This window comes from Pantoea sp. FN0305, assembly GCF_050113845.1.
Lineage (GTDB): Bacteria > Pseudomonadota > Gammaproteobacteria > Enterobacterales > Enterobacteriaceae > Mixta > Mixta alhagi.
In genome coordinates this window covers 123,032-141,449 of sequence record NZ_JBNJSN010000009.1, presented here as the reverse complement: position 1 = coordinate 141,449, position 18,418 = coordinate 123,032, and the positions used below count along the sequence as shown (strand labels likewise).

The 18,418-nt window shown below is 52.7% G+C and carries 18 protein-coding genes, 1 tRNA gene and 2 pseudogenes; 13 read left to right on the top strand and 8 right to left on the bottom strand.

Going from position 1 to position 18,418, the window contains the following annotated elements:
* Positions 1-75: 75 nt before the first annotated feature.
* Both ACQE3Y_RS17625 and ACQE3Y_RS17620 read left to right on the top strand, forming a co-directional pair.
* Positions 76-849, top strand: coding sequence for a type IV toxin-antitoxin system AbiEi family antitoxin (locus ACQE3Y_RS17625; protein WP_426974809.1), 774 nt, complete (start codon positions 76-78; stop codon positions 847-849).
* On the top strand, positions 842-1,759 hold the full coding sequence (locus tag ACQE3Y_RS17620; RefSeq protein ID WP_426974810.1) for a nucleotidyl transferase AbiEii/AbiGii toxin family protein: 918 nt from the start codon (positions 842-844) through the stop codon (positions 1,757-1,759). Before ACQE3Y_RS17625 ends, ACQE3Y_RS17620 begins: the two co-directional genes overlap by 8 nt.
* Positions 1,760-2,103: 344 nt before the next feature.
* On the opposite strand, the gene ACQE3Y_RS17615 is transcribed toward ACQE3Y_RS17620, so the two are convergent.
* Complete coding sequence (locus ACQE3Y_RS17615) at positions 2,104-2,766, bottom strand: hypothetical protein (protein WP_426982171.1); 663 nt, start codon at positions 2,764-2,766, stop codon at positions 2,104-2,106.
* A 145-nt stretch (positions 2,767-2,911) separates the two neighbouring features.
* On the opposite strand from ACQE3Y_RS17615, the gene ACQE3Y_RS17610 reads away from it, so the two are divergent.
* The 8 genes and pseudogenes from ACQE3Y_RS17610 to ACQE3Y_RS17575 all read left to right on the top strand — a co-directional run bounded on the left by ACQE3Y_RS17610 (position 2,912) and on the right by ACQE3Y_RS17575 (position 8,118).
* Positions 2,912-3,223, top strand: coding sequence for an RAQPRD family integrative conjugative element protein (locus tag ACQE3Y_RS17610; RefSeq protein ID WP_426974812.1), 312 nt, complete (start codon positions 2,912-2,914; stop codon positions 3,221-3,223).
* Positions 3,220-3,453 carry a TIGR03758 family integrating conjugative element protein gene (locus ACQE3Y_RS17605; protein ID WP_426974813.1) on the top strand — a complete coding sequence of 78 codons (234 nt, stop codon included), beginning with the start codon at positions 3,220-3,222 and terminating at the stop codon, positions 3,451-3,453. The genes ACQE3Y_RS17610 and ACQE3Y_RS17605 overlap by 4 nt, the downstream gene beginning before the upstream one ends.
* Before the next feature lie 17 nt (positions 3,454-3,470).
* The gene (locus ACQE3Y_RS17600) at positions 3,471-3,797 is read left to right on the top strand and encodes a TIGR03745 family integrating conjugative element membrane protein (RefSeq protein ID WP_426974814.1); all 327 of its coding nucleotides are present in this window, start codon (positions 3,471-3,473) and stop codon (positions 3,795-3,797) included.
* A 3-nt stretch (positions 3,798-3,800) separates the two neighbouring features.
* Positions 3,801-4,154 carry a TIGR03750 family conjugal transfer protein gene (locus ACQE3Y_RS17595; RefSeq protein WP_426974815.1) on the top strand — a complete coding sequence of 118 codons (354 nt, stop codon included), beginning with the start codon at positions 3,801-3,803 and terminating at the stop codon, positions 4,152-4,154.
* Positions 4,151-4,231: pseudogene (locus ACQE3Y_RS17590) on the top strand (PFL_4703 family integrating conjugative element protein); the annotation flags it as partial. The gene ACQE3Y_RS17595 and the pseudogene ACQE3Y_RS17590, both read left to right, overlap by 4 nt.
* 216 nt (positions 4,232-4,447) lie before the next feature.
* Complete coding sequence (locus ACQE3Y_RS17585; protein WP_426974816.1) at positions 4,448-5,359, top strand: ArdC family protein; 912 nt, start codon at positions 4,448-4,450, stop codon at positions 5,357-5,359.
* Positions 5,360-5,602: 243 nt separating this feature from the next.
* Positions 5,603-7,202 (top strand): annotated as a pseudogene (mobH, locus tag ACQE3Y_RS17580) (MobH family relaxase).
* Positions 7,192-8,118, top strand: coding sequence for a tyrosine-type recombinase/integrase (locus tag ACQE3Y_RS17575; RefSeq protein WP_426974817.1), 927 nt, complete (start codon positions 7,192-7,194; stop codon positions 8,116-8,118). Before mobH ends, ACQE3Y_RS17575 begins: the two are co-directional and overlap by 11 nt.
* A gap of 148 nt (positions 8,119-8,266) precedes the next feature.
* On the opposite strand, the gene ACQE3Y_RS17570 is transcribed toward ACQE3Y_RS17575, so the two are convergent.
* A tRNA-Leu gene (locus ACQE3Y_RS17570) sits at positions 8,267-8,351 on the bottom strand.
* Between the two features lie 238 nt (positions 8,352-8,589).
* Here ACQE3Y_RS17570 and ACQE3Y_RS17565 point away from each other — a divergent pair.
* Positions 8,590-9,099 (top strand): DUF2501 domain-containing protein, encoded by a 510-nt coding sequence (locus tag ACQE3Y_RS17565; RefSeq protein ID WP_426974818.1) that lies wholly within the window; start codon positions 8,590-8,592, stop codon positions 9,097-9,099.
* 66 nt (positions 9,100-9,165) lie between these two features.
* Here the strand turns inward: ACQE3Y_RS17565 and ACQE3Y_RS17560 are convergent, their stop codons facing one another.
* From ACQE3Y_RS17560 to ACQE3Y_RS17545, 4 genes are read right to left on the bottom strand one after another with little or no spacing between them, the layout of a single operon-like run.
* A complete protein-coding gene (locus ACQE3Y_RS17560) occupies positions 9,166-10,110 on the bottom strand; it encodes a fimbrial protein (RefSeq protein ID WP_426982170.1) in 945 nt (314 codons plus the stop codon).
* A gap of 22 nt (positions 10,111-10,132) precedes the next feature.
* A complete protein-coding gene (locus ACQE3Y_RS17555; RefSeq protein WP_426982169.1) occupies positions 10,133-12,634 on the bottom strand; it encodes a fimbria/pilus outer membrane usher protein in 2,502 nt (833 codons plus the stop codon).
* 30 nt (positions 12,635-12,664) lie between these two features.
* Positions 12,665-13,348 carry a fimbrial biogenesis chaperone gene (locus ACQE3Y_RS17550; protein WP_426982168.1) on the bottom strand — a complete coding sequence of 228 codons (684 nt, stop codon included), beginning with the start codon at positions 13,346-13,348 and terminating at the stop codon, positions 12,665-12,667.
* 54 nt (positions 13,349-13,402) lie between these two features.
* Complete coding sequence (locus ACQE3Y_RS17545; RefSeq protein ID WP_426974822.1) at positions 13,403-13,924, bottom strand: fimbrial protein; 522 nt, start codon at positions 13,922-13,924, stop codon at positions 13,403-13,405.
* Between the two features lie 578 nt (positions 13,925-14,502).
* Between ACQE3Y_RS17545 and ACQE3Y_RS17540 the strand changes: the two genes are divergently transcribed.
* Both ACQE3Y_RS17540 and ACQE3Y_RS17535 read left to right on the top strand, forming a co-directional pair.
* Positions 14,503-14,988, top strand: a complete 486-nt coding sequence (locus ACQE3Y_RS17540) for a winged helix-turn-helix domain-containing protein (RefSeq protein ID WP_426974823.1) — start codon at positions 14,503-14,505, stop codon at positions 14,986-14,988.
* 38 nt (positions 14,989-15,026) lie between these two features.
* Positions 15,027-16,319, top strand: coding sequence for a DUF445 domain-containing protein (locus tag ACQE3Y_RS17535; RefSeq protein WP_426982167.1), 1,293 nt, complete (start codon positions 15,027-15,029; stop codon positions 16,317-16,319).
* Here the strand turns inward: ACQE3Y_RS17535 and ACQE3Y_RS17530 are convergent, their stop codons facing one another.
* Both ACQE3Y_RS17530 and ACQE3Y_RS17525 read right to left on the bottom strand, forming a co-directional pair.
* The gene (locus ACQE3Y_RS17530) at positions 16,320-17,459 is read right to left on the bottom strand and encodes a YsnF/AvaK domain-containing protein (RefSeq protein ID WP_426982166.1); all 1,140 of its coding nucleotides are present in this window, start codon (positions 17,457-17,459) and stop codon (positions 16,320-16,322) included.
* Positions 17,460-17,489: 30 nt separating this feature from the next.
* The gene (locus ACQE3Y_RS17525; RefSeq protein WP_426982165.1) at positions 17,490-17,897 is read right to left on the bottom strand and encodes a YsnF/AvaK domain-containing protein; all 408 of its coding nucleotides are present in this window, start codon (positions 17,895-17,897) and stop codon (positions 17,490-17,492) included.
* Positions 17,898-18,418 lie beyond the last annotated feature (521 nt).

Sequence of the window (18,418 nt, the reverse complement as noted above, 5' to 3'; positions counted from 1 at the left end):
ACAGACACCGTACATTGACTTTTCACTCGCCAAATAGTTTACTTTTTTTATTATAGTTACACCCTGAGTGAATCTATGTCATCAAAAATAAACTGGCTGTTGCAAAACACCTCTCCGGGAAGCCTGGTTTTGCAATCCTGGCTAACCCGGAACAACATATCGCCTTCTCTGACCTTTAAATATGCGCAAAGTGGCTGGCTGAAAAAACTGCGGGCTGGCGTTTATGCGCGCGCAGGACGAGAACCAGACTGGAGTGATGCGCTATGGTGTCTGCAAAGCCAGCTTGAAGCGCCGGTGCATCTGGCCGGACTGAGTAGTCTCTCCTGGCAGGGCCGTTCCCATTACCTGCAACTTAAGCAGAGTCAATGCTGGCTTAGCGTTGAAAGCAAAACGATATTACCCAAATGGTTTAAAGAATTTCCCGGCGTTGAGTGGCTGATAGTATCAGCTCTGAAGCTTCCTAAACTAGATGAGAAGTACCGAACCGAGCTTGACGTTAAAGGGAAAAAAATAACCGCCAGCGTACCAGAACTGGCAGCCTATGAGCTGTTAAGCGCAGTCCCTCAGGAAATCTCATTTGGGCACGCTGCCGAGCTTTTTCAGGGGCTGGTCAATCTCAACCCACGTAAAGTGGAGAAGCTGCTTACGCTCAGCCAGTCCGTACAAACCAAGCGCCTGTATCTGTTTTTCGCCAGTTTCTATGAACATGCATGGTTCAAACGCGTGGATACCAGCAAAATCGACCTGGGATCGGGAAACCGACAAGTCGTTGTTAATGGCAAGCTGGACACGCAATACCAGATTACCGTGCCCGAAAATTTTACCAAGAAGGGAATAAGCCATGGATAAAACCTCCCCCTACTACCGCCAGGTCGCCCTGCTGGTGCGAGCATTACCCTATGTCGCTAACGAGACCTGTTTTGCGCTGAAAGGCGGTACAGCGATCAACTTATTTATCCGTGATTTTCCCCGATTGTCCGTTGATATCGATCTGGCTTACACCCCGCTGGAAAGCAGAGAGGTTGCATTACCCAACGTGCGGGAGGCGCTCACCCGCATCGCCGGTGAACTGGAAACACAAGCGGGGCTCAGCGCAGTGCTGCAAACCAATAATCCAGATGAGATGCGTATCATAGCCACCACGGACGACGCGCAAATTAAAATCGAAGTTTCACCAGTAGCCCGGGGAACATTGTATCCACCGCAAGAACGCGACGTCGTGGAAGCCGTGGAGGAAGAATTTGGTTTTGCCGCGATCCCGGTTGTCTCACTGCCTGACTTATACGGCGGCAAGCTGTGTGCTGCGTTAGATCGCCAGCATCCCAGAGATTTCTACGACGTTAAAATGCTCCTTGATACACAAGGAATCGACCGCGCAATATTCAATGGCTTTATCGCTTATTTGCTTAGCCATAATCGCCCATTGTCCGAAGTGCTTAGCCCACGCTGGAAGGATATTACTGAACCCTTTCAAAATGAATTCAGCGGCATGACCTTTGAGGAGGTCTCACTGGAAGCGCTGAGAGAGGTCCCGGAAAGAATGCTCAGAGCGTTGAAAGCGCATTTCACTCAACAAGATTTCGACTTCCTGACGTCATTTAAACGAGGGGAGCCTGACTGGAATTTAGCACCAGAAACCCATATTCAGAATTTGCCAGCCGTTCAATGGAAGCTGCGCAATATTGGACGGATGTCGGAGGAAAAGCGCGTGCAGTCGCTGGAGAAACTGGAAAAGGTCATGACAGAATGGCTGAGCTAGTTTATTAAATTTAGTATAGTTACTCCAATAGTGAAACTATATCATTTTTTATAAACCAGCAAAGCAATCCCGGGATCAATTTCCTTCCAGCACTTAAAACCAGGATTGCTATTGGCCTCGCAAGAGATCGAGTTTGTCAGGACCTGCGGTGCTTTGACGCAAGCCATGAGTCCGGATTTATTTATCGTCATGCCAGGCAGCAACGGGGTTAGCGTGGCTGGTAGTAAGTTTATTTACACGCAAGAGTATATATTGGTGCCGGGAACGGTAGGGAATTGGACTAACGGTATCTACGGCGGGTGAGGCGTTCAAAAAGTATATGTGTTCGCCCCATCATCAACAAATCATTCAGATGAATTATTATATTGAGTCTGTAGTATCTTACTTAGTAATTTACATTCCTCAGGCCGAGGTATCATTCTCCCAAAAGCAATAAAGAAAAGGAACATAACCACAGCAACTGTATATAATATCAAATGTCCCCAAACAGGAATTTGTTCATGTCTGTAAGTAGAAAGCATTAAAGATAAAATAGCAAGAGACAGGAACTGAAGCGAAAACAAAATATACATAACGTTCTCAAACCAGAAAGAAAATCCTTTCTTGAATACAAGAGCTCCATCTTTAATCAGCAAAAACGCCCTGAATTTCTTGAAGAAACCGATAGATATTAAATCTCTATTTTCTACAAATAGCCGCAAAATGATTTTTTTTCTGGCGACATCAGAAATTCCAGTCATACGATGGCTGGTTATTCTCTCAATATCATCTTTTATACAGATGCTCACTTCATCCGATAGCTCGTGGCTATCCAGAAGGCGCTGCAACTCATTTAATTTGGAGTTCCTGACTTCATTAAAAAATCCGACAATCCCTCGTATTTTCCAGATAACCAGAGCCAAAGGCCCTGCAATAAAAATAAAGAGAAGAATCTGCTTTATCTGCAATGCACCGCTAGACACAGCAGAAGTGAGCCATCCGTTCACTATATCCAACATTTTATCCATAGCCTATTCCTCACAAAATGAAACCGTATATGAGGATAAAGCAGCACAACATAAACCTGGTAATCGTATTTTCAATTTCTGGCTGAAATCTACATGCAGATCGTTGCATGGTACTCTATAAACCAGAACTGAAGAAAAACCGCTTATGCAAACCATCGCAACATTTATCGCCAGCCTGTTTATAATCAGCCCCGCTCTCGCAGCCCCCCTCACCGAGCGCGAAGAGCTAACCCTGTCCCTCAACCAGCTTAACCAAATCGAAGCCTCGCTCCACCGCGCACAGCAAAGCGCCAGAACCGGCATCAATGAGCGCTACTATTTCGATTACCCACGCATCCACAGCGATATCACCATCCTGCGTAACGGGATTAAACACTACCTTACTCCCGCTCGCGCCCAGCCGCGTGATGTGATGACGATGGTCGGGCAATACCGTCAGGAGAAAACCACGCCATGACCCCCGAACAAATCAGCGCTTTCCAGGCTGCCAGCCAGGTAAAACCCGCCGCCGTCAACCTGGTCATGCTTGGCCTGTTTAGCGCCTTTTTACTGCTGTGGGTCGTCTGGGTGCTGAATGACGCTTACCGGGGCGTGACAACCGCGCGGGTAAGCTGGCGGGCGCTGGGCAGCATCGCCGGACGAACCATCTTACTGCTGCTGGTCAGCTTCTGGCTGGTGCTGAGCTAACCGCTTCAGGAGGCACAATGAAAAAATGGCTATTCAGATGGCTGCTGGGGTTCCCTGTTTTGTCTGCCCGCGCCGATCTTCCGAAAATGGAGGATCCCTCCCGTGGGCAGGGCGAGGGCATCATGCAAACATTGCAGAATTACGGTTACGACATTGTGGTCCGGATGACACTGGGCATCTGCGCCATTGGCTTTCTGGTCGTCGCCAACAACTGCATCGCCACCTATTCCGAAATCCAGGCAGGACGAAAACAGTGGAAAGACCTGGGCGCAATGGCGGGCGTTGGCGCGGTATTGCTGGTGATCACCATCTGGTTGCTTAATCAGGCCTCGGACATTCTGTAAACCATGAATACCATCCCCTTTCTCCCGGAACGACTGAACCGCGAGCCTGCGGTGTTTCGCGGCCTGACGGTCAGCGAGCTGCTGATAGCGCTGCTTATCGGGCTGGCTACTGGCGCAATCGCTGGAACCATTCCGGCAATACTGTGGCGAAACTGGAGCCTTATCCCCGGCTACTCTCTGCCCGGCGGTGCGCTGGCGATCCTCTGCGGTGGACGCTGGCTGACGCGGCTGAAGCGCGGGCGTCCGGAGAGCTGGCTGTACCGGGCGCTGGAGCTGAAACTGGCCCACTTCGGGATCGGCACACAACGCTTTGTGCTGCATGATGGCGTCTGGGCCATTCGCCGGAGCCGGCGATGAGCGCCTTTAAGCACGCGCTGGCCGCGCGGGATGCGCATATCCGCACCCTGCATATTACGCTGGTTGCGTTATTCCTGACCGTAAGAGCATTAATTTCGGTCTGTACTGTTTGCCCCCTGACGGCAGCAGCAATGTACCGCTGATGACGCCGCTGCGCTTAACGCTTGAGGATAACCACCTGTTGGTTACTGCCCTTCATACCAGCTGATTGCCTCAGCATCCTTCACTCCCCGTGCCGGGCGACTCCCGACCGGGAGCGCTGTACCCGGCTTCTTAATCATGAGGTTAAACTTATGGACAGAAGCAACGATCTTTATCAGAAAGTCACCGATAAAATTATCGCCGCGCTGGAGAAAGGCGTGATCCCCTGGGTTCGACCATGGCGGGAAGGAGAACCGGTGGTGCCGATGAATGCCTTATCCGGGCGGTTGTATCACGGCATCAATATTCCTCTGCTCTGGAACAGTGCTGAACGGCAGGGATACGAGAGCGACCGCTGGCTGACCTTCACACAAATTCGCAATGCGGGCGGTAATATCCGCAAAGGCGAAAAATCGACACTGGCCGTGTTCTATCTGCCCCAGCAGCGCGAGGTTGTGGACAGCAATGGGAACACGGTTCTTGATGCTGACGGCAACCCCAAAGTGACGTCTTACGCTGTGGTACGCGAGTTCCGGTTGTTCAACCTTCAGCAATGCGAAGGACTGCCGGAAGCCTTCTCGCAACCTGTCGTGATGGTCAATGATCCCATTGCCGCCGCTGAGCAGGTTGCCCGGCAAAGCGCAGTGACGATCACTCACCGACGCCAGAACCGGGCATATTACTCGCCGGGACGCGATTGCATCATCATGCCGCATCCTGAGCAGTTCACTTCGCGTGAGGACTATTACGGCGCGCTATTGCATGAGCTGACGCACGCTACCGGACATGCTTCGCGACTGAGTCGGGACGGCATTACCGCCGGAAACCATACCTTTGGCGATCCGACGTATAGTTTTGAAGAACTCGTCGCCGAAATGGGGTCTGCATTTCTCTGCGCCCATGTTGGTATTCAGGCGAAGCTACAGCATGACAGCTACATCGCATCGTGGCTGAAGGTGTTACAGCAGGACAAAAAAGCGATTTTCCGTGCCAGCGGATTAGCGCGTAATGCCTGCGAATACCTGCTTGAACGGGCGCAGCAGCCGTTAGCGCTGAGCGCATGATCTTCATATTCACGGCGGAGCATCCCTGCTCCGCCGTTTTTCTTTACTCCAATAAATTTGCGCGGCCCAATAAACAATTTCGTCCCAAATCTGGCGGCACCAAAAGGCAAAATCCTAAAGGTTAAGGGGAAGAGTGTGAAGGGGTAACGGGCTTACCCGAAAAAGGGGCTTCCCTTCTTCTTTCGGGTTGCAGATGCATTGGCTTTCCTGCAACCCAAAATCCATTGGGTATAAAGGGCCATTATGCGGATATGGCTGACGCGCAAAAAACCAGTAACCACACCATCCGACGGCAAGCCGAGCGCCACGGAGGGATGGCTGCAACCTGAATCTTCGCAAACACTACTGGCTGTCTCATCGCGCCAGCAGCTTATCCAGTTTATTCGCCAGAGCACCGCGCTTCCTGCCTCGCTATTTGAACGCTTCTGGTTAACGCCGCTCCACCGCTTTGCGGAACTGGCGCAGTCATTCCCCGCCTCGGAAAACCACCATCATGCCCATGCAGGCGGTCTGCTCGATCACAGCCTCGAAGCCGCCTGTTATGCCGCACGGCTGCGGCAGAGTTATCTTTTCCCGCCTGATGCAGCACCGGAAGATCAGGCCGCTCAGTCCGAACGCTGGACAACGGTCATCATCTACGCTGCTCTGCTGCACGATGTGGGCAAACTTGTCACCGATATTGAGGTGGAAGATGCCAGCGGGCAACGCTGGTTTCCATGGCATGGTCCGCTGGTCCAGGCTTATCGGTTCCGCTATTTGCCGCAACGTGATTATCTGCGCCATCCGGCAGCGGCAGCCCTTCTGCTTACCCAACTTCTCCCGCCGGAAAACCTCGACTGGCTCGCCGCCGACGCCGCTGCGTTGTCCACTCTGCTGCACTGCCTGAACGGACAGTATCAATATGCCGGGCTGGCGGGTGAACTGGTGCAGAAAGCCGACCGGGCATCGGTGGCGTTTAATCTCGGTGGCGATCCGGTCAAGGCCATTCATCGCCCGCAAACCTCGCTGCCGCAGCAAATAATCGCCGCCCTGCGCGACCTGCTGGGGCATGAATTCAGGCTCAATAACCCGAACGGCGGCTCTGACGGCTGGCTGACTGAAGAGGCTCTGTGGCTGGTCAGCAAGAACGCTGCCGATGCCGTGCGTGGCTGGGATTGACGCCGTACCGCAGCATAACGTGCGGCTGTTCGATGAGATGCAGGCGCATCAGTTACTGATCCCATGCGTAGACAAGGCTATCTGGCATTGCCGGATTACAGCCAACGGAGGCTGGAGCAGTGAACTCACACTATTGCGCTTCACCCCCTCGCTGATTTGGGAGGATCCACAGCAACGTCCTGCAATCTTTAGTGGAACAGTTACGCCGTTAACGGAAGCGCTAAAAGAGACAGAAGCCGTAGTTTCAGGAGACGCACCTGTGGAACAATCACCCACCGAACCAGATGACACGCCATTTTCGGGCGAAACATTCTGGCAGTGGCTGGTTGATAACTGCCGGGCGCAGCATCTGAAAATAAACGAACCCAACGCCCGGATCCACACCGTCGCCGGGACGGCGTTTCTGGTCACTCCCGGTATTTTTAAACTCTGGCTGGACGCCTGTAGCCAGAATGAACCTGCGGAGCGCTGGCGGGAAGTACAGAAAGGATTTCAGAATCTGCACCTTCACCGAAAAAGAAAAAACGGCCTCAACATCTGGCACTGCGCCGTTGTCGGTCCGCGCCGTAGCTCACGTCTGAAGGGATATCTTCTTGACGATCCCACGCCGCTTTTTGGAGATGACATTCCCTTCAATAACCCTCATCTCTTGCTCAGTGAAGGAAAAGATGCAAATGACCTTTGAAAAACTCCTGGAAGAGTATTTTTTTGCCCGACTATTGCGCCCTGATACCCAGGACTGCTATCGCACGGCGGTAAATCAGTTTACCCACTGGCGCAACGTCCTGCCCGCCGAAGTAACGCCTCATACGGTACTGGAGTGGCGCAGCTATCTGTTAAATGTGCGCGGTATAAAGCCGGTGAGCTGGAATCACTATATGCGCCATATGCGGGCATTATATAACTTTGCGATTGAACAGGGCCTTCTGGAGCAGTTTATCAATCCGTTTCATAAAACATCGCTTCGGGAATCCCGCAAGAAAAAGAAAACCCTGTCCCGCGAGCAGATCCTCGCCTCACGCAAAATACTGAACCATTTTATTGAACAGGAGAATACACAGCGAGGCTACCGTTCACCGTTCTATCCGGCCTGGTTCTGGCTGGCCATGGTCGAAACGTTCAACTACACCGCTATCCGTCTGAACCAGCTTATTCATCTACGCGTCAAAGATGTCGATCTGGTCTATGACACCCTGTTTATTCAGAGTGAGGGCAGTAAAAGCCATGATGAACATCTTGTTCCCACCGCCTCACGGCTACGACCATATCTGGAACATTTACTTGCCGAGGCCGAAACGCATGGCATGCGGGCAGGCGAGCAGTTGTTTAATATCAACCAATTCAGTCGGCGGACGCTACGGCAGGGCAAAGTAATGACGGAAAATCAGGTCAGTTATTTCTTTGCCAAACTCAGCGATGCCTGCCACAGCCGCTTTTCACCGCACCGCTACCGGCACACCGTCGCCACCGAACTGATGCAGAAACCAGAGCAAAATCTGTATGTCACGCAGAAACTGCTCGGCCACCGCGATATTAAGGTGACGCTCAGCTATATTGAACACAATGTCGAGATGCTCAGAAGTTGTGTGGAGAGAGATTGACAAAACAGGAAGTGAGTGAAAAGATCCGGCCCGAAGCTTTATAAACAAAAAAGCCGGATATGCGGCTTTTTTTCAATTGCCGTCAACGTCCAGCTTCATTGTACAACATACTGATGGTTGTAGGTTTTTTCTTTACCCACACTGTTTTTGGTGCCGAAGGCCGGACTCGAACCGGCACGTATTTCTACGGTTGATTTTGAATCAACTGCGTCTACCGATTTCGCCACTCCGGCACGGAAGGGATGCGGAAAACGTTGTGGATTATACCGTTACCTGTCACCTGTGCAACCTCAATTGTCTGTGCTGTGCGCTAAGTGCCGAAAATTTCACCTCAGCCTACAGACAATTCTCATTCACCGCCTTTCAAGCCGCGAATGGCGCGCGTTTCGGAACTCTGGCCGCCGTGGGCAGTCCCAACTAGCTGATAGCGGGCGCGCCGTGGTTGACGCGCCAAATTAATCGAGGTTGGCAATGAAAACAACATTACGGCGCCTGGCGCTGACAACGGGCATGCTCTCTCTTATGGCAACGGGAACGGCGCTGGCGGCGAGCTGGCAGGATCAGCTGAATAGTGCGGCATCGCAGCTCAGCCAGCAGAACAATACCAACACGCAGAGCACCACCAGTCAAAATGGTCTGTCGCTCTCTTCCCTCTCCGGGCTGCTGAACGGCGGCGATAAGGCGGTCAGCAGTACCAGCATGACCAATGCCGCCGGAGTGATGGAATATTGCGTGAAGAATAACGTGATTAAAAATAACGCCACCAGTATCAAGGATCAGGTGCTGAGCAAGCTGGGCCTGCAAAACACCACCCAACAGGCGCAGCAAACCGATTATCAGCAGGGGCTGATGGGCTTACTGAATACCGGCAGCGGTCAGCAGCTTAACCTGAAAAGCCTGAGCAATACGCCGATGGGCGAGAAGCTGAAAACCAAAGCCTGCGATGTGGTGCTGAAACAGGGCAAAAACTTTATCTCCTGATACGCCCTCTTCTTCGCGTCCTGCATGGCAGGGCGTGGAGTCTCCCCTCCCCGTTGTTCACCTTCTCTAGTTCTGCGTAATGGTAAACGTAATCGCTGCACGTGCCGTGCCGGGCGTCACCTTATTGCCAAACGGCGTATAGGCCGCCAGCAGCGGAATGGCAATCTCCCGTTCACCCTGGTTGTGATAGGTGCGCGGCGTATCAAAATAGAGCGGGCTGCCGTCGCGATACATAATCTTAATCGCCACGCCGGTGGCCGCGCCCGGGATGTTATCGATCGGCACTATGCCTGGTTCCGGCGACGGCACACTGCTGGCGGAAGAAAAAGAAACGTTTATCGGCAGATCGCCCTGGCACAGCAGCTCAATTTTAAATGCCGTAGGCGCCACGCTGCTGCCGTAGCCCACTGCGGCGCTGCGGCTGATGGTTCCCAGCTGCACCGTCTGGTTGGGGGTTTTGGCATAACAGCTTTTGATGCGCACATCGCCGGATACCAGCTGCAGGCTCAGCACGCTGGTCAGGTTGCCGCTGCTGTCCGGCAGCGAGAAGTGCGCCACCTCACCACCGGGAAAGCTGCCCGGCGTGATATCGCCGGTGCGGTAAAACAGCAGCTGAATATCGGAACCCAGCACCGGAGCATCACCTTCTGGCGTCAGCGTGGCGCTCAGCGGCACAAAGCGATCGGAGAAACGATAGTCGGTAATTTTAACGCCGACGCCCGGCACGCCGGTGTCATAAACTCCCGGCATTACCGCGCTCGGCCTGCTCCAGCTGCCGGTCATGGCAGAGTGATAGGGCACGCTGCCGCTACAGCTCTGCGCCATCCATCCCGCTACGTTGATGATCTTGCTATCCAGCAGGCTGCCCGGCGGCAGGTTAGGATCGATAATCAAGTCGGACAGCGCAATGCGCTGCGTTTTAGGTGCGCCGATATCGCAGCCTGCGGCCAGGCCGCTGGTTGCCGTAATAGTGCCTGCGATAAGCACCAGCACGTTCGTTAGCGTGTTCATGGCATCTTCCTCTTCGCGCCGGTTACTGGCAGATGGTCTGTAGCTGCGTCACGATGTCATCTCTCTCTTCTGGCAGGGTAAAATCAGCGCGGCACTGGCTTCCGGCGCGGCTGCCCCAGCTCACCTGTAGTGATACCTGCTCAGAAAGGCCGCTCAGCCACACCTCGCCGTTATCGCCAACAATGCTGCTGTAGTCCCCGCTATCGTCGGCAAGCGTGACCGTTGCGCCGAAGGGAACCGGCAGGCCGTTACGCCGGATCAGCGTGACCAGGGCGCGCTCGCCCACTCTGCCGCTGAAATCCGCCCGCACTACTGCACCACGCGTTGGCACCACCTGTTGCGTGGTCTGCTGTAGCTCAACCGTATCCGGTAGCGACAGCGGATCGAGCATGATCTCGCTTATGCGATAAGCGCGCAGATAAGGCACCAGCGTATAGCCACGAAAGTCAGTGCTGACGCCGGTCTGATTAAGTACGGAGGCGTTGGCGATGCCCGGTGCTTTGACCAGCGCCGCCGTCTCGCCCAGCGGCTGGCTGAGCGTGATGCCATCCCGATGCGCCACCAGCGCGCCGCTCAGGCCGTAGCTCAGACGTCGGCTATGGCGATCCCAGGCATAGCCCGCATCCGCTTCGCCATAAGCGCCGCGAAAATCGATCTCACCGCTGCCGCTGCTGCCTTCGTTGCGGCTGGTGTAGCCCTGGCGCAGGCTCCAGCTTAGGTTATGGTCAGCAAGCGCGGTGCCGCTCAGTCCGGCCGAATGGCTGCTGCTGCCGTGGCGGGCGCTGTTCATCTGATAGTTGGCCCAGGTGTGGTCTGCCCAGCGGCTGAGCGGTACGCTAAGCGATAACGCCAGCACCTGATCTTCGCGCGCGCTTTTGTCGCGCCAGGCGGGCTTGAGGGTGTTGCGGTTATAGCTGTAGTTCAGGCTGACGCTGATGCCCTGCCAGCTGTTGTTGTAGCCAAGGTTCAGGGAGCGCGTCTGATGCTGGTTATCCCAGTACTCTTCCTTGATCGCACTGAGCGTAAGCGACCCCGCTCCCGGCCACAGGCTCTGGGTAAGCGTCAGCTCGGCCCGCTGTCGCCGACGATCCCACTGCCACAGGCGATCGCGCGTATCACTCTCCATGACATCGTTCAGGCTGTAAAAACCGCTGGTGGCATAGCGGTAGCCCGCCAGCGCCACGCTGGTACCGGTGTTGATAAAGTTTTTGCCATAGCGCAGCCGCCAGGCGTGCCCCTGCGATCGATCCTGATGGGCAGGCTGGCTATGCGCCAGCGTGGCATCCAGCGAGAGCGCCCCCAGCGAGCCAAGATTTTTCCCAACGCCCGCCACCAGCGAGCGATAGTTCTCCGCCTGCTGCGTGCCGCCATAGAGCGTAAATGCCTGCGGCAGGCCGATGATGCCGGTCGCCTGGAAAAAGAGATCGCCGCCGTGGTGGTTGCCGTAGCCACGGTACTCGCCGCCGGTGATGCTGTATTTAATGTGTCCTTCACGCTGTAACACCGGCACCGAGGCAAAAGGCACCACCAGCTGTTGTTCGCTGCCGTCCGCTTCATTAATGATAACGGTCAAATCGCCGCTGCCGCCGGTAGGATAGATATCGGCAATGGCGAAGGCACCGGGCGCGACGTAGGTCTGATAGATGATCTGACCGTTCTGATAAACATTAACCTGCGCGTGGCTGCGGGCGATGCCGCGTACCACCGGCGCATAGCCTCTCAGGCTGTCCGGCAGCATATCCTCATCCGACGCCAGCTGTACGCCGCGAAAGTTAACGCTGTCATACATGTCGCTGGGGGAGCTGCTCTCTCCCAGCGTAAGCTGCGCCTGTAGCGGCACAATCTCGCGCTGCGCCAGGGTATAAAGGTTGTTCCAGTCGCCCTGCCGGTGGCGGCTGCGCGACCAGGTGCTGTAGTTGCGCACCCGCCACGGCCCGATGTTAAGGCCGGGACGCAGGCTCAAAAACTGGCTGTCGCTGTTGTGGTGATGCGCTTCCAGCGCTTCGCTGTGCGCGCCGCTGAAACGGTAGTTAAGCAGCAGTGCGTTGATGCCGTTATCCCACTGCTCCGGCGGCACTGTCTCTCGCGCCTGGTACTGTAACGCCGCCTGCGGAATGCTTAGCAGCAGGCGCTGGGCGTTAACATCCAGCCGCGCCGCCGCATCATGAATCTGCGTCAGATCGGCGCAGCCGTCGCTCTGCTGCAGCTCAGGGTAGCGCGCAATGTTCACGTCGTAGCGTGCCAGATCGTCCACGCTCAGGCAGGGCATCAGCTCCTGTGAGTCTGACCAACGAAAGGACACGTCACGCGTCTCCTGCGGCTGGTTATTTACCACAACCTCAACCCGATAGGTGCCGGGTGGCAGCAGGTTGTTCTCAAAAGCGGAGAGATCCACCGCTTCGTTATCCAGCCCGTGGCGCTCCAGCAGCGCCGGATTAAAGGTGACGGCATAGCTGCTGTTGGTCTGAATAACCGCCGTAATCATGCACGGCAATAATAAGTGGCGTAATTTTCCCTCCGCCATATTCTTTTCCTTAACGACAGCGTCGTTCTTTTACTGGCTGTGTGGTGAATAGGTCGCCTCAAAGGGTTGGGTGATCGCGCCATAATCATTTATCAGCCGCCAGCTTACTTTTCCGGAGCGCGCCGGCTGCGGTAAGGCGTACTGTTTATTGTCAAAGGGCGCGACCCATTCCGGCCCGGCAATCGCGTTGCCATTAACCTCAAGTGAATGGAAGTTCATGTAATAGGGCGTGGGGTTGGATACCTGCAGTTTTCCCTGCTGCCAGCGCCAGCTAAGTCTGGCCATCTCAGCACGGGTAACTGTTTTTTCCAGGGCAACGGGACGCCAGATAAGTTTGATCTGCGTTTTAATCGCAATCTGTAAGACGTTCTCATCGTCTGCCGCGCTGGGGATCGATTTTATATTGGCCCAGAACAGGCTTTCCCGATCCTGCGGTAATGGCGCGCCGGTATAGATCAGGCGTAACACGTTCTTTTGCTGGCTATCGAGGCGAAAAAGCGGTGGCGAGAAGATAAAGGGGGCTTTGCTTTTATCAGGGCTTTCAACCCAGGACTGAATTAACCAGACGTTGTTATCTGGATTGGTTACGCTAATGGCGGTCTCTTTTTTTGCGCCGTGGAAAATAATCCGCGTACCGCCTACGATAACCCCTGCTGTCGCAGTGCTATTCAGCAGCACCAGCATAAGCAACCAGCCAAAAATCCATTTATACATTCCGGCTATCCCTGCAAGAAGCAATGGGCCTGAGCCGACCCATTGCAGGTTGGATTAATTATAATTCATGGTGAAGGTGGCAACGGCGTTAGCCGGGCCAGGCGAAACGCTTGCAGACGTCGCGATGTAGCTGGCATAAAACTTCAGGTTGTTAGCCACCTTTTCCTGCAGCTCATAGGGACTGGAGGCGGTAAACAGCGGCAGTTTGGTCATGTTCTGATCGTAAAGCTGAATACCAACGCCCGATGCCACGCCCGCGCCAGCATTAAGCGCCAGCACATCCTGATCGCCATCATAGGTAGGGCCATCAAACTTCACGCGTGCGTTAACCGCCGGGCAATCGGTCAGGGTCAGAACAAACTGAGTGGTTGAGGCGATGGAGCCTTTACCGGTAAAGCTGCTTTTATTTACCGAACCCATAGGGACTATCAGGCTATTGCCGCTGTCGCCCAGTGAAACTACACAGGTATTATCAATAACTTCACCATTAAAATTTACCGTCCCGTCGTAGGCCAGCGTTGAAGCCGAGGCGAGCAGGAACGCCATCCCTAATGAGATTTTATTAAGACGTTTCATATACATCCTTATGAGCTGATTAAAGGTGATAGACCCGAATGCCCGGAATGGGCACTCTTCCTTTTATTCCCTGGTGCAGTCATCAAAAATTATTCGCAATGCCGGTAAAAGAGTAGACAGGCATAACAGAGGTACAGAACGACTGTGTTATAAAGCATCATCCAGGTTATTAATTTATTAGCTGGCGCCGCATCCGTTGCAGTCATAATTACGTAAAGAATTAACCACAGCAGGTGAATTGCCCAGCAACAGCAAAACTACAAGAAAACCGGAAAATGGAAAGTGAAGAATGCATAATTCAGGAAAGCGAAAAAAAACTTCATAATATAAGAAAACAACAGCGCGACATCAGGCTGAATCAGCAACTAAAAATGATTAAAATCAAAAAATTAAATCAAAGTGAATAGGTAATTAAAAATTGAAATATTTAAAAAATATGAAAAATAAGATTATGCATCCTTTTAATTCACTCTGCGTCTGGTAAGGGGTTTGAATGAAAAACAGCGTTATGTTAGCTTGACGCTCTATTCACTCGTTGCGTGTTGTTACTCATGGATTAGGTTACTGAGGGATTAACCATGCTCTACTGCATTAATAATAACGTTATCTTCGATCCATTAAAACATACTTTAACCTCAAGTAAATTCTATCCTGAAAAGGATACCAGGCTTAATCAGCCAACCAGCCGCTGCTTGTCATTATTAATTGAGAGAAAAGGGAGCGTTATTACGCAGGAGGATTTTATGAATGAAGTCTGGCGTAAACATGGAATGGAAGTCACCGTCAATACGCTTTATCAAAATATCTCTATTCTGCGGAAAACATTAAAGCGCGTCGGTATTGATGAAAATATTATTATCACCGTGCCCAAAAAAGGAATTACTCTTTCAGCGAAAGTTGAGACGGTGGCGGATAAAAACTTTCTCACCACGTCACCTCATTTAGTGCTGGAACAACAGGACGATATCCCGCTCAACAGAAAAGGCAGCCTGAGCCTGTTTTTAGTGCTGTGGATGGCGCTGCTGTTAAGCCTGTTTGCCTTATGGACGGCGTTTAATCAGTGAGGCACGATTTTCTTAACGCGCTACGCTATGCTGGTAGCATGCAGAAAATAAACGAACTTAAACGAGCCAAGCGCCTGGCGCTTTCACTGCTGCTGATGGCGGCAGCCACCTTTATTGCTACGCTGTTTATGCCGCCCCGGCTGTGGGTGAGCGGTTTGAAAGCGGTAGCGGAAGCCGCAATGGTTGGGGCACTCGCCGACTGGTTTGCCGTGGTTGCGCTGTTTCGGCGCGTTCCGGTGCCCTTTATCTCTCGTCATACGGCCATCATCCCCCGTAATAAAGATCGCATCGGCGAAAATCTGGGCCGCTTCGTACAGGAAAAATTTCTTGATGCGGAGTCGCTGCTGGCGCTGATTCGTCGGCACGATCCGGCACAGCTGATCGGCAACTGGCTGAGCGCGCCGGATAATGCGCAGCGGCTGGGGCAACATCTGCTGCAGCTGATGCGCGGATTTCTGGATCTTACCGACGATACGCGTATTCAGCACTTTATTCGCCACGCCGTACATAAAGCGATCGATAAAGTTGATCTGACGCAGTCAAGCGCCCTGCTGCTGGAAAGCCTGACCAAAAATAATCGCCATCAGGCGCTACTGGATGCCGCCGTGGAACAGCTGCTGCGCCTGATCAATCGCGAAAGCACGCGCGACTTTATCGCCATGCAAATCGTGCGCTGGCTGAAGCGCGAACATCCGATTAAAGCCAAAATGCTGCCAACCGAGTGGCTGGGCGAGCATAGCGCTGAACTGGTCTCCAGCGCGGTGAATTCACTGCTTGATGATGTCAGCCAGGATCAAGGTCATGAGCTGCGTATGGGCTTTAATCGTGCGGTGGAAAAACTGATTTCCCGGCTGAAAAACGATCCTGATATGGCGGAGCGCGCAGAAACCATTAAAGGTTATCTGAAGGAAGATGAAGCGCTGAACCGCTATATCAGTGAACTGTGGGGCGATTTACGTGAATGGCTGAAAGCGGATCTGAATGCTGAAGATTCGCGCGTGCGACAGCGCGTGGCGGAAGCGGGTTTGTGGCTGGGTGAAACGCTGGTGAATGACAGCGCGCTACGCTCTTCGCTGAATCAGCATATGGAACAGGCGGCGCGTACCGTTGCGCCCGACTTCGCCGCATTCCTGACGCGTCATATCAGCGACACGGTAAAAAGCTGGGATGCGCGTGAGATGTCGCAACAGATCGAGTTGAATATCGGGAAGGATTTACAGTTTATTCGTATCAACGGAACGCTGGTGGGAGGCTGTATAGGGCTGCTGCTGTGGTTAATAACGCAGCTGCCCGCGCTGTGGCAAATGCTCAGCGCGGGCCAGAGTCACTGATTACTTCTTCAGGCCGGTAAGACGATCTTTTTCAAGATCGCTGCCGGTACCGGTCAGGTTATCTTTCTCCAGGCCGGTGGTGCCGGTCAGAGGATCCTGATGCAGGCCGGTGGTACCCGCCAGTTTATCTTTCTCCAGGCCGGTAGCGCCGGTCTGCTCTACTTCCACTTCCTGACGGCGAACGGTATCTTTCACTGTTTCTACACGTTCTGAGGTTTCGTTACGTACACCCACCTCTTCTTTAATGCGTGCAGTTTTGCTTACCGTTGGGATCTCGTGGGACTCTTCCACTTCAATGGTTTTATCGGACCAGTCAACGTCGCTCAGATAAGCGGGTTCATCAACAGCGGTACGGAAAACGTCGGCGTGCTGTTCAAACAGCGATACGTCTTCAGCAACTTCATCTTCAACGGTATAACGACGCAGACGTACCACACCATCGCTGACCTGACGTTTACCAATAGCCACTTCTTCTTCAGCCAGCTTCAGCGCTTCGGCGTTCTCGCTGCCGGTAAGCGTTGCGCCGGCGGTGGTGCCTGCAATGCCGGTTGCCGCAGCGCCTGTCGCGCCAGTACCGGTACCGGTTACCACACCGCTGGTGGTGGCATCATTAACCAGATCGGTTGCGCCCGTTTTACCTGCGGTGGTGTTTTTATCATCCAGTGTGCCCGGCACGCCTGATGCCGGATTGTTGTTACCGGTTACGCCGCTGGCACCGGCAGTAAAGCCTGCGGAGGTGGTGCGCCCGGTAAGATCGTTGGTTTCACCCAGGTGTTCACGATGAGCGCCAGTGGTGTCTGCAACGCCAGAACGATTATAAGAGGCGGAGTAATCGGTGGAATATTGATCCAGCAGCGCTTCAACACGGTCGGCATCTTCTTTCGGTGCGCGTACGGTCAGCAGCACGCCGCCGCCCTGAATTGCTTTGTTATATTCAGTGGCGTAATCATCATCAACATCATCGCCAAACAGGCGCTGCCAGAAACTTGGATGACGGATCTCTTTACCTTCTACGCGTAATCTTTCACCTGAAATAATATCAATATGATTTTCCGCAATACCTTCGGCAATTAGTTTTTCTTTAGCCACTTGCGCCTGCTGTATCTGATTAAAAGCAGTTACGATTTTTTCGTGTGCCATATAATAGTCTCCTCGTGCTTAGGTTGACGGTTAAGTATCTTCCTTGTTGATCTCTATCTCCTGGCTACGTAATGTTACTTTTTGCTGAAACTGTTCGCTTTTCTTCAGCTTGTGAATATGTACTTCTTCTTTCAATATATAGTGACGAATAATTTCCACCTGCTCTTCAATTACCGGCACAATTAACACATCGCCTTCCTGACGAACCTCTGGGAAATAGCCTGCCTCCACTGGTTCATTTTTTTCGATGTGTTCTATCTTAACTTCTTCATGCCAGAGCTCGGTTTCTAACAGCTTCTCTGCCGTTGTCGTGGAGCGGCTAATACGGATGCGACGGTCAACCACGCGCTGCGTGCTTACCTCCGCCTGCTCTTCTGCTAACGGAATGGCTTCATGCTGTTCCGTTACTTTCTCATGCGGCGCAATTTTCTTCGTCATTACTCGCCCTCCATAAAATAGCGCCGTTCAGAATATGCATCGATTATCGAACGTTTCCGATAACTTACCGTAATAGTTATAAAGCATAGACCAAACGGGAGCTTATGTAATAATCGAGCACGGCAAATTGTTAAGAAATATAAATCCTGTTAATAATGAGCGGGTAAACGGCCCTGATTATTGCCGCTTTTTCTGGCTTAACGGCCTTTTTGTTTTTCCTTTTATCCGCGCCAGATTTTCTTTAGCGCCTAACTTGTTATAAATGCAGCAAATTAAACAAGCGTGACGCGTCGAGAAAAAAAATCACGAGACTATTTACATTTACCTTATCAGGGCCGTAATAAATTATGAGCAGGCAAAAAATCAGATATTTCGCAATAAAATAAATTTGCAAAAATTAAAAGTCATGACCCCAGTTAATATTTATAAAAATAAAATCACAGCAAAGAACAGAGAAATAAGAAAGCAGGAAGCAGGAAGCAGGAAGCAGGAAGCAGCGTAAACAGGGTAGAAAGGTCGTG

What these genes read in the sequence shown, in the direction of transcription:
- ACQE3Y_RS17625 (WP_426974809.1), top strand. Translation starts at nt 76, where the DNA reads ATGTCATCAAAAATAAACTGGCTGTTGCAAAACACCTCTCCGGGAAGC.
- ACQE3Y_RS17620 (WP_426974810.1), top strand. Translation starts at nt 842, where the DNA reads ATGGATAAAACCTCCCCCTACTACCGCCAGGTCGCCCTGCTGGTGCGA.
- ACQE3Y_RS17615 (WP_426982171.1), bottom strand. Translation starts at nt 2,766, where the DNA reads ATGGATAAAATGTTGGATATAGTGAACGGATGGCTCACTTCTGCTGTG.
- ACQE3Y_RS17610 (WP_426974812.1), top strand. Translation starts at nt 2,912, where the DNA reads ATGCAAACCATCGCAACATTTATCGCCAGCCTGTTTATAATCAGCCCC.
- ACQE3Y_RS17605 (WP_426974813.1), top strand. Translation starts at nt 3,220, where the DNA reads ATGACCCCCGAACAAATCAGCGCTTTCCAGGCTGCCAGCCAGGTAAAA.
- ACQE3Y_RS17600 (WP_426974814.1), top strand. Translation starts at nt 3,471, where the DNA reads ATGAAAAAATGGCTATTCAGATGGCTGCTGGGGTTCCCTGTTTTGTCT.
- ACQE3Y_RS17595 (WP_426974815.1), top strand. Translation starts at nt 3,801, where the DNA reads ATGAATACCATCCCCTTTCTCCCGGAACGACTGAACCGCGAGCCTGCG.
- ACQE3Y_RS17585 (WP_426974816.1), top strand. Translation starts at nt 4,448, where the DNA reads ATGGACAGAAGCAACGATCTTTATCAGAAAGTCACCGATAAAATTATC.
- ACQE3Y_RS17575 (WP_426974817.1), top strand. Translation starts at nt 7,192, where the DNA reads ATGACCTTTGAAAAACTCCTGGAAGAGTATTTTTTTGCCCGACTATTG.
- ACQE3Y_RS17565 (WP_426974818.1), top strand. Translation starts at nt 8,590, where the DNA reads ATGAAAACAACATTACGGCGCCTGGCGCTGACAACGGGCATGCTCTCT.
- ACQE3Y_RS17560 (WP_426982170.1), bottom strand. Translation starts at nt 10,110, where the DNA reads ATGAACACGCTAACGAACGTGCTGGTGCTTATCGCAGGCACTATTACG.
- ACQE3Y_RS17555 (WP_426982169.1), bottom strand. Translation starts at nt 12,634, where the DNA reads ATGGCGGAGGGAAAATTACGCCACTTATTATTGCCGTGCATGATTACG.
- ACQE3Y_RS17550 (WP_426982168.1), bottom strand. Translation starts at nt 13,348, where the DNA reads ATGTATAAATGGATTTTTGGCTGGTTGCTTATGCTGGTGCTGCTGAAT.
- ACQE3Y_RS17545 (WP_426974822.1), bottom strand. Translation starts at nt 13,924, where the DNA reads ATGAAACGTCTTAATAAAATCTCATTAGGGATGGCGTTCCTGCTCGCC.
- ACQE3Y_RS17540 (WP_426974823.1), top strand. Translation starts at nt 14,503, where the DNA reads ATGCTCTACTGCATTAATAATAACGTTATCTTCGATCCATTAAAACAT.
- ACQE3Y_RS17535 (WP_426982167.1), top strand. Translation starts at nt 15,027, where the DNA reads ATGCAGAAAATAAACGAACTTAAACGAGCCAAGCGCCTGGCGCTTTCA.
- ACQE3Y_RS17530 (WP_426982166.1), bottom strand. Translation starts at nt 17,459, where the DNA reads ATGGCACACGAAAAAATCGTAACTGCTTTTAATCAGATACAGCAGGCG.
- ACQE3Y_RS17525 (WP_426982165.1), bottom strand. Translation starts at nt 17,897, where the DNA reads ATGACGAAGAAAATTGCGCCGCATGAGAAAGTAACGGAACAGCATGAA.